The organism is Brevundimonas sp., assembly GCF_023259385.1.
Classification (GTDB): Bacteria; Pseudomonadota; Alphaproteobacteria; order Caulobacterales; family Caulobacteraceae; genus Brevundimonas.
The window spans coordinates 1-12,873 of sequence record NZ_JAHFPF010000021.1; the positions used below are offsets into that span (position 1 = coordinate 1).

8 protein-coding genes are annotated in these 12,873 nt (G+C 69.5%); all 8 read right to left on the minus strand.

The window, feature by feature from the left end; genetic code table 11:
• Positions 1–77: 77 nt before the first annotated feature.
• The 8 genes from ilvC to Q0C81_RS02870 all read right to left on the minus strand — a co-directional run bounded on the left by ilvC (position 78) and on the right by Q0C81_RS02870 (position 12,770).
• Entirely contained in the window at positions 78–1,091 is a 1,014-nt protein-coding gene (ilvC, locus tag Q0C81_RS02835) for a ketol-acid reductoisomerase (RefSeq protein ID WP_291833219.1), read from the minus strand.
• A 3-nt stretch (positions 1,092–1,094) separates the two neighbouring features.
• A complete protein-coding gene (locus Q0C81_RS02840) occupies positions 1,095–2,837 on the minus strand; it encodes a dihydroxy-acid dehydratase (RefSeq protein WP_291833222.1) in 1,743 nt (580 codons plus the stop codon).
• Positions 2,838–2,936: 99 nt separating this feature from the next.
• Positions 2,937–3,089 carry a hypothetical protein gene (locus tag Q0C81_RS02845; protein WP_291833224.1) on the minus strand — a complete coding sequence of 51 codons (153 nt, stop codon included), beginning with the start codon at positions 3,087–3,089 and terminating at the stop codon, positions 2,937–2,939.
• A gap of 135 nt (positions 3,090–3,224) precedes the next feature.
• On the minus strand, positions 3,225–6,218 hold the full coding sequence (locus Q0C81_RS02850) for a TonB-dependent receptor (RefSeq protein WP_291833228.1): 2,994 nt from the start codon (positions 6,216–6,218) through the stop codon (positions 3,225–3,227).
• A 77-nt stretch (positions 6,219–6,295) separates the two neighbouring features.
• Positions 6,296–7,285 carry a FecR domain-containing protein gene (locus Q0C81_RS02855; protein WP_291833231.1) on the minus strand — a complete coding sequence of 330 codons (990 nt, stop codon included), beginning with the start codon at positions 7,283–7,285 and terminating at the stop codon, positions 6,296–6,298.
• An 87-nt stretch (positions 7,286–7,372) separates the two neighbouring features.
• Entirely contained in the window at positions 7,373–7,933 is a 561-nt protein-coding gene (locus Q0C81_RS02860; protein ID WP_291833234.1) for an RNA polymerase sigma factor, read from the minus strand.
• Positions 7,934–7,994: 61 nt separating this feature from the next.
• The gene (locus Q0C81_RS02865) at positions 7,995–10,802 is read right to left on the minus strand and encodes a TonB-dependent receptor (RefSeq protein ID WP_291833237.1); all 2,808 of its coding nucleotides are present in this window, start codon (positions 10,800–10,802) and stop codon (positions 7,995–7,997) included.
• A gap of 123 nt (positions 10,803–10,925) precedes the next feature.
• Positions 10,926–12,770, minus strand: a complete 1,845-nt coding sequence (locus tag Q0C81_RS02870; RefSeq protein WP_291833240.1) for a Ca2+-dependent phosphoinositide-specific phospholipase C — start codon at positions 12,768–12,770, stop codon at positions 10,926–10,928.
• Positions 12,771–12,873 lie beyond the last annotated feature (103 nt).

The following is a 12,873-nucleotide window of genomic DNA, read 5'->3' on the forward strand; positions in this document are numbered from 1 at the left end:
GCAGGCGGGCGCCGCTTTTCGGGGCGGCGGCGGGTTCGGGGATGCGGGCGGCGGAGGCGGTCATGTTCTGATCTGGCTCAGGCGGCTTCAGACTTGGGGGCGTGCAGCCAGGCCATGCGTTCGCGCAGCTTGGCGCCGGTCTGCTCGATCGGCTGCTCGCCGTCGGCCTTGACCCAGGCGTCGTAGCGAGGCTTGCCCGCCTCGTTCTCGGCGATCCATTCGCTGGCGAACTGACCCGACTGGATCTCGTCCAGGATGGTCTTCATGCGGGCGCGGGTCTCGTCGGTGATGACGCGGGGGCCGGACTTGACCGAGCCCCACTTGGCCGTCTCCGAGATGAACGCGTTCATCTTGGTGATGCCGCCCTCGTAGAACAGGTCCACGATCAGCTTCAGCTCGTGCATGCACTCGAAGTAGGCGATCTCGGGCTGGTAGCCGGCCTCGACCAGGGTGTTGAACCCGGACATGACCAGTTCCTTGGCGCCGCCGCACAGGACGGCCTGCTCGCCGAACAGGTCGGTCTCGGTCTCTTCGCGGAAGGTGGTTTCCAGCAGGCCGCCGGTCGCGCCGCCGTTGCCCTTGGCGTAGCCCATGGCGCGGTCGCGGGCCTTGCCCGTGGCGTCCTGTTCGATGGCGAACAGGGAGGGGACGCCGCGGCCGCGCTGGTACTCGCGACGGACCAGATCGCCCGGCCCCTTGGGCGCGACCAGGATCACGTCCATGTCGGCGCGCGGGGTGATGCGGCCGTAGATGATCGAGAAGCCGTGGGCGAACAGGATGGCCGCGCCCTGTTTGGCGTTCGGCTCGATGATGTCGCGATAGACCTCGGCCTGGATCATGTCCGGGGTCAGGATGGCGATGATGTCCGCGTCCTTGACCGCCTCGGCGGGCTCGGCGGTGGGGACGCCGTCAGCCGTGGCGTTGCGCCAGCCCGTGCCGCCCTCGCGGACCCCGGCGACCACGTCGAAACCGGAGTCCTTCAGGTTCTGGGCGTGGGCCCGGCCCTGCGAGCCGTAGCCGATGATGGCGATGCGCTGGCCGGCGATGGCGCCGGGGCGAATGTCGTCGTTGGTGTAGATCGTGATGGCCATGGTTCAGGCGTCCTCTCGGGCGGATCGGGCTTCGGTTTCAGCGGGGCGCTGGACCGGCGGCGGGTTGGGAATGGTCACGGCGCCCTGGGCGGCGGAGGCCACCGAGGCGCGGTATTTGGCGAAGACCCCGTGCGCCGGGCGGGTCGGATTGGGGGCGAAGCCCGCCCGGCGCTTCACCAGATCGGCGTCCACGTCGATCCGGCGGTTGGTGACGTCGATGGCGATGCGGTCGCCGTCGCGAATGAGAGCAATCGGACCGCCGACGGCGGCTTCGGGCGAGACGTGGCCGGCGACGAAGCCGTAGCTGGCGCCCGAGAAGCGGCCGTCGGTGATCAGGGCGACGTTGTGGACGCCGCGGCCCTTCAGGGCGGCGGTGACCTGCAGCATCTCGCGCATCCCGGGGCCCCCCTTGGGGCCCTCGTAGCGGATGACGATGACATCGCCCTCGCCCACGGAGCCGTCCTGGACGGCGTGAAAGGCGTCTTCCTCGCTGTCGAAGACGCAGGCCGGACCCTCGAAGCGATCGACCTTGTGGCCGGTCAGCTTGATGACCGCGCCGTCGGGAGCGACATCGCCGTAGATGACGGCGTAGCTGCCGCGATCCATGATCGGGGCGGCGAAGTCGGCGACGACCTGCTGGCCGGGCGTTTCCTCGGCCTCGGCGGCTTCGGCGAACAGGCTGCGGCCGCTGACCGTGGGGGCGTTGACGATCTTGCCCGCCGCCGCCATCCGCTGGGTGACCAGACGGGTGCCGCCCGCCGCGAACAGGTGCGAGGCCAGGAAACGGCCGCCGGGCTTCAGGTCGCAGATGACCGGGGCGTCGACGCAGGCCTGGTGGCAGTCCTCGACGCCGAACTCGACCCCCGCCTCGGCGGCGATGGCGGTCAGGTGCATCACCGCATTGGTCGACCCGCCCGAGGCCGAGACGGCGACGGCGGCGTTCCGCAAGGAGGCGCGGGTGATGTATTTGCGGGCGCTGTCGCCGGCGAAGACGCGTTCGACGATCAGGCGGCCGCAGCGCTCGCCCTCGGCGGCCTTGGCCGGATCGATGGCGGGGACGTCGTTGGCGCCCATCGGCGACAGGCCCATGACCGACAGGGCCATGGCCATGGTGTTGGCGGTGAACTGGCCGCCGCAGGCGCCGGCGCCGGGGCAGACCGCCGTCTCGACCGCCTTCAGGCCGGCGTCGTCCAGGGCTCCGGCCGCGTGGGCGCCGATGGCCTCGAAGATCTCCTGAACCGAGACCTCCTTCGTGCCGATGGTCCCCGGCATGATCGTGCCGCCGTAGTAGACCAGGCCCGGGATATCCATGCGGGCCAGGGCCATGGCGGCGGCCGGGATGGTCTTGTCGCAGCCGACGATGCAGACGACGCCGTCCAGCTGGTGGCCCTCGACGGCCAGTTCGATGCTGTCGGCGACGACCTCGCGGCTGATCAGCGAGGCCTTCATCCCGGGCGTGCCCATCGAGATGCCGTCGGTGACCACGATGGTGTTGAAGTCGACCGGATAGCCGCCCGCGGCGATGATGCCGGCGCGCACGTCCGCGGCCAGGCGGTCCAGGTGCATGTTGCACGGCGTGACCGACGACCAGGTGTTGACCACCGCGATCATCGGCTTGTCGAAGTCGGCGTCCTGCATGCCTGCGGCGCGCAGATAGCTGCGGGCCGCGGCGCGGTTCGGACCGGCCGTGACGGCGCGGCTTCTGGCGTTGGGCGGCCGGTCGTTCGGGGTGAAATCTTGCGTCATAGGCGAGGTCGTTCCGGAGGGTGTCCGGACCGCGCACAACAAAAAACCCGCTTCCTTTCGGGAGCGGGTGGCTGCGGGCGATCCTGATGTTGCGTTAGGTCAGGTCACGTGCGTCCACACCGCTCCGGAGAGCAGCACAAGAATTACCGTGAGAATAAGGGTGTTCAGGGCGAGTTCGACCGACGGCGCGCGCACGGCCGCGATCGCCATGGCGGCGGTCTTGCGGTCAGCGGTGTAAGCGCGGTTGGCCACGGGGGCTCCTGAAGAAGAGCCTTAGGAAACCATGCTCTGCTGCGCCGCACAAGTCGGCTAAGCAAAATTCTTGCGCGGATGACCGGTGGAGGCCGTTCGCGGGCAGTAATTTGCCGTGCGAAATTCGGGGCCTGGCTACAGGGTCCAGCGGAAGGAAAACGACATGGCGGGACCGGCCCGACCCAGCTGCAGCAGGCGATCGGGCGAGCCCTCCCAGGCCTGATCGACGGTGTCCGTCAGGTTCGAGGCGGTCAGCACGATCTGGGCGTGGTCCGTCAGATCGAAGGTGGCCTGGGCGTCCAGGTAGCCGGCCGGAGCGACCACGAAACTGGACACGCCGCCGCCCTGCATGTCGGCCTCCGACCGGAAGGCCGAGCGCCAGGACCAGGAGAGATTGACCGCCAGCCGGTCGCGCTCGAAGAACGGATTGATCGAATACGACAGCTCCGAAACGCCCAGCAGATCCGTTCCCGAATCCTCGATCCGGCTGTCGGTCCAGGTCGCGCTGGCCCAGAAGCCGAAGCCCGTGGCGAAGCGTCGGTGCAGGCCGATTTCGACGCCGTCCACGCGGGCGCGGCCGACATTGCGGGGCCGGGACATCATGACCGTCGCCTGCACCGGCGGTCCGGCGCGGGTCTCGAACGTCAGGAGTTCCGGCGCCGCCAGCGTCTGGACGTAGTCGTCGATCGACTTGTGGAAAAGGGCGACGCTCAACGCGCCGCGGGGCCGGGTCAGTTCGTAAGAAACATCAAGGTTTGTCGCGACATAGGGCGTCAGGTGCGGATTGCCGCCGACCCCCGTGAAGATGATCCCCGGGGACGGCGTGTCGATCTCGGCCTGCCCCCGTTCGTAGATGGCCGCCACCAGCACGCTCGCCGGGACGGTCGCTGATCTCAGGTCCGCCAACGATGGGCGGGTGATCGACCGGGACGCCGCGAACCGCAGCAGGCTGTCATCATCCAGATCGAGGGTCAGATTGGCGCTGGGCAGCCAGATCCGGTGCGAGCCGGCATAGGCCACCGACCGGACCTCCATGGCGCCGCCGGCCATGCCCAGGATCGAACCCTCGACCTCGGTGCGCGTCTCCACCACCCGAAGGCCGAAATTGCCCGAGATCGGCCAGCGCAGGCCGACCGTATCCACGTCCAGCCGGACATAGGCGGCCGCGACCCGCTCGCCGACGGTGTAGGAATTCTGCAGGTCGGCGCCGCTCGGCGTCAGGTCGCCGGGCTGGAAGACGACGCCGTCCCGTTCGCCGGGCAGGACGAAGCTCTCCCGGAACCAGCGGAAGTCCGCCGCGGCCCACGGCGCCGAGCGTTCATCGATCAGGCCTTCGAACACATCGCGCGGGGTGATGATCCCATAGGTCTGGAAAGGCAGGTCGACGCCGGGCCGGAGCACGGCCTGCCGGTCGCGTCGCTGGTAGTCGCGGTTGCGGTCGGTGAACTGGCCTCCGACCCGCAGGACCGACAGGTGCAGGACGCCCAGGGTTCGGTCGAGCGGGCGGCGGGCGTCGATCACGGCCGTCAGATCATCGTCCCGGGACTCCACGGCCCGGACCGCCAGGCGGGGCGGCAGCAGCAGACCCGGATCGGTCAGGTCCAGGCCGGTGGTCAGGCGGGCGGCCCTGCGCCTGTCGACGGCGTCGCCCAGATCGAAGGCGTAGGCCACGCCGGTCGGCGACTGGGCCGACATCCGCTCAAGCGGCGTATCCAGCACCGACCGCGCCACCGAGGCGCTGATGCGCGGCTCCAGCCGCCATTCGCCGATCCGTATCCGCGCGCCGGACGAGACGGCGAGGTTCAGGTGCGACTGGTCCGAGACCTCGGTGTTGTTGTCGATACGGCCGTTCTCGACCGTCGCAGCCGTGACGACGCCGTTTCGAACGGTGACGGCCGAGCCCGGCAGGGCCAGCCGCTCGCCGAGCATATAGACAAGCCGGTCCTCCCGGATCGCATTGTCGAAGGTCGAAACCAGGCCGTCGAAATCGAGCAGAAGATCAGGCGTCGCGCGCCAGTCCAGGCCGAGAAAGGCGCTGCGTCGACGCCGGTCCTCCCGTTCGATGGTGGTGCGGACATCGCTGGGCGTCGTGACCGTCGCTCCGCCGATCGACAGGTCGTAGTACCGCTGGATCTGGAACCGGTCGTAGCGCACGGACCGCTGCTCCTCGGCAAGCCCGCCGACGAGACCGAGGTCGCCGTCGGGCGACACGATCCGGCCGGCGATGGACACCTCCGGACCCGTGCGGTCCGTGTGCGCTTCCATCTCGCCTCCCATGCGCAGGGTCAGGAAGGGCGCGCCGTCCAGCCCGCCGATGGTTTCGATGTCGATGTTCGAGCCGATGCCGCCGTCGATCATGTCCGGCGTGGCCGACTTCGACAGCGTCGCGCCGGCCAGGAGGTCCGGAGACAGGGCCCGGAAGCGGAACTGGCGTCCGCTCTGGGTCGAGTTGCGGATGTTCTCGTTGAAGGCCACCGGAGCGCCGTTCAGGGTCACCGACTGGAACAGCGGGCCGAGGCCGCGCACGCTGACGAACTGGCCCTCGCCGACCTCGCGTTCCACGGCTACGCCGGGCGCGCGCTGCAGGGCTTCGGCCAGGTTGGCGGCGGGCAGATCGCCGATCCGCCCCGCCGTAACGACGTCGGAGATGACGTCCGCCTCGCGCTTGCGGCGCAGGGCTTCGTCGATCTGCCCTGACAGCCGGCCCACGACGACGACGGCGTCCAGCTCGACCGGTTCGTCTTCTGGGGGTGGAAGAGACGGGCGCTGTGGCGAGGCGGCGGGCGGACGGGGATCGGCCCAGACGCGCACGCCGTGGGCGCCGATGAAGCGGTGGCGCAGGTCCGTGCCGCGAAGCATCTGCTCCAGGGCGGTGCGCCACGACATGCGGCCGCGCACGGCCCGGGTGCGGACGGTGGCTCCCGGGCGCTGGACGAAGGCCAGTTCGCAATCGGCGACAGCGCAGAGCTGGATCAGGGCCGAGGAGGCGTCCTGGGCGGGGATGTCGAAGGTCTGCAATCCCGCCGTCTGGGCATGGACCGGCGTCGCCGCCAGAATCGCCAGCGCCGCCGCCAGACCTGGCGCGCGCCACGCATTGCGCGCCGGCAGCGATCGAGCGGTCGGAGCCAAGCGCGGGACCCTGTCAGGTGGCGGTGGAAGGAACCGCGAGTCCTTACAGCCCAGGCATGACAGGTCTGCGATGGCGCCTATTCGGCCCGGACAAGGGCGCGGCCGTCCGCCGTCCGTTCGACCGTCACCGGCAACAGGGCGTCGATCCGGTCGACCAGCGACTGATCGCCGTCGAGCGGCAGGATGGCGGTGACGCGCAGGGCGCCCAGCCGGGAATCGACGATGGTCAACGGCCGGTCGGAATAGCGGGACGCCGCGGCGATGACCTCCGACAGGGGGGCGTCGCGGAAGATCAGGCGGCGCTTGCGCCAGGCGGTCGCGACGTCGAGGTCGTCGCGGATGCGCCGGACGACCGGCCGCCCGGGCTGGAAGACGGCCTGATCGCCGGGGGCCATCGCCACCCCGTCCGTCAGCGCCCGTCCGTCGGCGGCGTCGCGCGTGCTGATCACGACCCGGCCTTCCAGCAGGGCGACTTCGGCGGCTTCGTTTTTCAGGGTGGTGGTGAAACGCGTGCCGGTGACGATCACCTTGCGGTCCATCAGACCGACCTGGAACGGATGGGCGGTGTCATGCGCCACCTCGAAATAGGCGGCGCCGCGCTCCAGCGTCACGCGGCGCACCTTGTCGTCGAGGGACACGCGGATCGCCGAGCCGGCGTCCAGCGTCACGTGCGAGCCATCATCCAGCACGACGTCCGAAATCCGGCCGGGGGCGCTTTCGTACAACCGCCCCGCCGGCGCGGACAGGGAGGGCCACATCAGAACGCCGCCGACCGCGGCGGCGGCGACCAGGCCGCCGGACAGCAGGAGCCGCCGCGACAGGGCGGGGTCCCGGCGCCGCCACCGGATCCTGGCCAGATCGGCCTCGAAGACTCCGCGCAACGGCTCCAGGGCCGCACTCCGCGCCTTGGCGCTTTCATAGCGGTCCAGATTGTCCGGATCGGCCTCCAGCCAGGCCGTGAACCGGTCCTGCTCACGCGTGCTCACGCCCGGCCGGCCCAAGCGGGCCAGCCAGTCCTCGGCCGTTGCCGGCCGGCGGGCGAACAGTGCGGTCAGGCGGTCGATCATGGACGGGCGAAACTCTCGTGGGGCCGGCCGCGCCCAGCGTGCGCGACATGTGCTTCACAACTCACAACGACGGGGAAGCCAAACACCTCAGTCCTCCGCCGATAACTTCAGCTGACGGAGCGCTTCGGCGATGTATTTCTCGACCATGCTGACCGAGACGCCCAGCCTGGCGGCGATCTGGCGATAGGTCTGGGTCTCGAAGCGATGCATCAGGAAGGCCTCGCGCGTGCGCTGGGGCAGGGCGCGGATCACGGCGGCCGCGGCGGCCAGGTTCTGTCGGCCGATCAGCCGGTCGTCGGCAGGGCGGTCGTCGCTGGCGATGGCGCGCGGACCGGCGTCCAGGGTCGCGACGTCCTCGGCGACCAACCGGCGGGATTCACGCGCGGCGGCCTTCCACCGGTCGTTCTGGATATTGCGGGCGATGACGAACAGCAGTGGGCGGGCGTCGGGAGACGACAGGTCATGGCCGGCGCGGTGAAAGCGGACGAACGCTTCCTGAACCGCGTCCTCGGCGTCGCCGAGCGGTTGCCCCTTGCGTTGCAGATAGCTGACGACATCCCGGCGCAGGCCCGCGACGGCTCCGGCCTGACGCGCGGCCTCGCCCGCCGGACGCGCGAAGACGCCCCCTCCGTCGGAGGGGGCGTCCACCTGGGCTGTCGTCCCGGGGATCAGGATACAGCCCGTGCGCGGGTGCAGGCTTCGTGCAAGGTCAGAAGTCCATGCGCATGCCGAAGGTGACGCGGCGTCCCGACATTTCGTCCATCACCGGGAACGACGGGTCCATGGTGTAGCCCGTGGTCCGCTCGTCCGTGAGGTTGATGGCCTCGAGGTTCAGCTGGACGTTGTCGGTCAGGTTGTAGCTGAAGGACACGTCGGTCTGGCCGTAGCCGTCGCGGGTGATCGGATACATTTCGTAGCCGATGCCTTCGACGTAGGCGTCCTTGTAGTTGTACGAGACGCGGCCCTGGAAGCGGTCGTTCTCGTAGAACAGGGTGACGTTGTAGGTGTTGTCGGCCAGGCCGATGGGCGGGGTCGGGATGCCCAGGGTGGAAGAGCCGGTCAGCGAGCTGTCCAGCATGGTGTAGTTGGCGTTGATGCCGAAGCCGTCCAGCGGCGCGTAGAACATGCCGAACGGAACGACGGCCACCAGTTCCACACCGCTGACATCATACGAACCCGGCTCGTTGATCGGGCTGTAGACGTCGAAGTCGAAGATGCCGTTGACCGTGCCGTTGGCGTTATAGACGGTGACGTCCTGCACGGTGCCCGTCAGGGCCTGACGGACGACGCCCTCGATGGTCTTCGAGAAGTAGGACACGGCCAGCAGACCGCCTTCCGGCAGATATTTCTCCAGACCCACTTCCCACTGCTTGGCGTAGGTCGGCTTCAGGTTCGGGTTGCCGTCCGTGAAGCGGAACGAGCCCCAGTTGGCGGTGCGCTTGTAGGCCAGATCCGTGAGCGCCGGGCGGATCAGGGTCTCCGAAGCCGCGCCGCGGAACACGATGCTGTCGGTCAGCTCGGCGGTGAAGTTCAGGCTGGGCAGCAGCTTGTCATAGGCGCCGTCGCTGGACACCGGCGTCGGCGTATAAGTGGTGCCGCCGGTCGGCGTCTGGATCTGGTGATAGCCGGACGAGGTGATCGAGGTGTCGACGTAGCGCACGCCGGCGTTCACGCTGACCGGGACCGGCCCGAGGTCGAAGTCCAGGTTGGCCATGGCGTACGCCCCGAGGACCTCTTCGGAGACTTCGTAGTAGTCGCCGACGTTGAACGGGGTCGAGAAGCCGGCGTAGCGGAAGGTGCGACGGGCGTAGTCGTTCGAGACCTGGCTCCAGGCCAGATCACGGATGGTGTAGGCGCCGCCGGGCGCCAGGTCGTCGCTGCGCGTCAGGGTGCTGTCCGACAGGCGGCGGGTGTTGAGCCAGGCGGTGCTGCCCGCCGCCGGGCCCTGGATGTTCAGGGCGCCGTATTGGCGTTCCTTGTTCCTGTCGGTGTAGCGCAGGCCGACCTGGACGCTGGTCAGGGCCGGGAAGACGTCCAGTGCGAAATGCTGGGTGAAGTCCACCTGGGCGGCGTATTTGTCGTCGGTGATGTGCTCGAGCGTGGTCTCGTAGGCCTCGAACAGATAGCGGTCGAACGAGCTGTACATGTCGAAGCCGCCGGAGGTGGCGCTCGGGATGGTCTCGCCGCCGTTGGCGGTCCAGCGGGTCCGCGACGGGGCGTAGGCCACGTGCTTCAGGTTGGACGAATCCAGCGTCTTCTCGGCGCCCGAATAGCCGACCATGGCGTTCAGCTCCCAGCTGTCGCCGCTCCATTCCAGCGTGCCGGCGAACTGGGAATAGTCCGTCTCGTTGATCCGCTCCTTGCTCAGCATCTCGTGCTGGGTGGCGGTGTAGGAGACGTCGCGCAGGACGATGATGCCCTGGTCGGCCAGGGTGGTGGCGTCGTACGAGTGGATGGTTTCCAGCGTGCTGCGGCTGGAGGCCGAGTAGGCGGCGGCGTCGTACTCGTCCTCGGTCGTCTCATAGCCGCCCAGCATGGCGTCGAACGTCAGGCTGAGGGTGGACGAAGGCCGGTACTGCAGCGACAGGGTGCCGCCCCATTGGTCCTGCTCGTTCATGTAGATGCGGTCGCCGACCTTGTCCTGGAAGATAATCCGGTTGGTGATGGCGGTGTTGTTGCGGTCAGCGGCCGGGATGATGATGCCGGCGTCGCGGGCGAGCACGGCCAGGGCCTGCGTGCCTCGCGCGCCGGTGGAGCTGGCGAGGAAGCGCGACATCGGGCGGAAGTTGATGCCCGAGTTGGAGTCGGTGCGGTTGGAACGCTGGGCGGTCGAGAACGAGATCAGGGCGCCGAATTTGCCCCAGGTGTCGCTGGCCAGGAAGGAGACCTTCGGGTCGATCTCGTCCGAGATCGAGTTGTGCGAACCCTCGACGGAGGACACCAGCTGGCGCTCGCGATAGTCGAACGGGCGAGCGGTCGAGATGTCGACCGTGCCGGCGATGCCGCCTTCCTCGTCCGAGGCGCGGGGCGATTTCTGGACGACGACCTGCTGGATGACCTCCGAGGCGAAGATGTCCAGCTCGACCTCGCGGCCGCCGCTGCCCGAGGCCGTGGCCAGGTCGTTGATGCTGACGAAGGTGAACTCGGCGGGCAGGCCGCGGACGCTGACCCGGCCGCCCAGGCCGCGGTTGCGTTCGATGGTCACGCCGGGGATGCGCTGCAGCGCCTCGGCCAGGTTCTGCTCGGGGAAGTTGGCCACGTCGGTGGCGACGATGGCGTCCGAGAAGCCGACGTTCTCGCGTTTGATGTCGATCGCCTGCTCCAGGCTGCGCTGATAGCTGCCGCCGGTGACGACGACTTCGTCCAGCTGGGTCGACTCGTCTTGCGGGGTGGCGGCCGGGGCCGTCTGGGCCGCCGCGGCGCCGGCGCTTATCAGGCTGATGGCGGCGCAGCCGCCCATCAGGAAGGCCATGCGGCCGATGCGGGCCTGGCCGCGATTCTGGTTCGATCCGGTCACTTCGAAATCTCCGCTGGGTCGATGTTGACGTCGGCGGCCGCCGGCGGATCGTTCCGTCCGGCCTGCGCCCCCGTGGCCCTCAACGACCTCGCGGCGAGGTCCCTCAGCGTGTGACAGCAGGTTTCATTCAAAGTTCACGGCGGTGTCGCGTTCGCCGTCCGAGCCGACCTTCGCCAGCGCCGCCTGCACCTCCGCGCGGGCCGCCTCCATGTCGCGGCGGAAGGTCTCCGAGCGCTGTTCGGCGCCGTAGATCACAGCCCCGGACAGGATGCCCGCCTCGGCGGCGCTGTAGCTGTGCGAGCCGCAGATGTAGCGGCTCTCGGCGAACTCGCGGCCCCGGGCGTAGAGGATGTCGGCCCGCTGCGGGGCCAGTTCCGCCAGGATCATGGCCACATGCATGCCGTGGGCGGAGTGGCCGGACGGATAGTCGGGATTGCCCGCCAGATGATCGGTCTTCGCCTCGCAGATCGGCTGGTCCGTGCCGATGTAGGGCCGCTGCGTGGCCCAGTGGGTCTTGGCGTCGCCGACCACGGAGCGGTCGTCGCCCGACCGCTGGAGCAGGGCCGTCAGCACCGGCGTTTCGGCTTCGCTCAGTTCGATCCCCAGGGCGCCGGCGAAGTGATGGTACATCGTCCCGCGCACGTCGTCCGCCGCCAGCGCCCAGCGCGGCGTGCCCTCAAGGGGGCGGGTCTCGCGGAAGACGCCCGCGTTGGCGATGTCGCGCGCCGAGCCGGGGGCGGGGGGCGGGGCCAGCACCGTGGTCAGATCCGGGCGATCCGCGCGCGCCAGATAGCCGCGCTGGGGGGCGCCCGCCGTCAGTTCGATCGCCAGGCCGTCGCAGCGCCCGGGGGTCCGCACCGGATTGCAGACCGCCGCCGCCCCGCCGGGCAGGCGGACCTCATAGGTCGGGAAGCGCGGGTCGGCCCACAGATAGTCGGTCGAGACATACTGGGCCCCGCTGGACAGGGCGGCGCTGCGCCGGGCGACGCTCGCCGCGCGCGCCTCGACCGTGTCCGCGTCGGCGCGGGTGCGCACGACGAAGCCCGCCTCCACCGCCGCCCGGATGCGCGCCTGCTGGGCGACCGGGTCGTTCAGGGTCAGATAGGCGGCGGCGGGGGAGGCCTCGTCCGTGTTGATGAACATGGCGCGGCCCTCCAGCGAGCGCCGCTCGCCCCGATAGCTCGCGACCTTCCGGGGACCTTCGTCGAGGGCGAAGAAGACCTTGCCGCGCGCCTGACCCAGCGTTGGCCAGCCGCCCGCCAGGACACCCTCGCGCAGGGTGCGATGGCGGCCTTGGACCTGATCCGGCGTGATAAGGCTTTCGGGGGCGAAGACCGAACGGATCTCGGCGTCCAGCGCGTCCCAGGCGGCGGAGTCGAAGTCCAGCAGGGCGACGCCGCCGGGCAGGGAGGGCGCGCCGGTCTTGGCGTTCAGCATGATCAGGATGGGGGCGTGATCAGGGTGGGCGCGCGACCAGTCGCGGATCTCGCCCAGGCAGGCGACGAAAGTCAGGCAGGAACTGCGGAAATCCACATCCGGCATATGCAGGGTCTTGAAGCCCGGCCGGGCCATGGCCTCGGCGAAGGCCGGGCTGACCGCCGTCCCGCTGCCCAGGGCCGTGCGCGGATGGGCGTAGCGCCCGCCCTCGGGATCATTGAGCACGTCGATCTCGATCTGGCGCGCGCCGCCGTCCAGCTGTTCGGCCAGCGAACGGTGGGCGTAGTCCAGCCCGCGCGCCGCCGGATTCGCGGCGGTCATGACGGCCATCTCATCGCCCGGAACGGCCAGCTTGTAGCTGTTGTGCGTCCCGACTGCAGACAGGTCGTTGAGGCGCAGGGTCCGATCCATCCAGGGCCGGGCGCAGGCGTCGCCGCCCGCGGCGCCGACGTCATCCGCCGTGGGAATGCAGGTCGGTTCGGGCGCGGTCTGCAGCGAGCCCGCCAGAAGGATGGTCAGCAGGGTGAACATGGCGCGATCCTTCGATTCCGACGGCGGCCCTCCTAGCCGCGGTCCGTGAAGGATCGATGTCGTGTCGCCCGATGAACGTCAGGCGCGCCGGATCAGGGTGTCG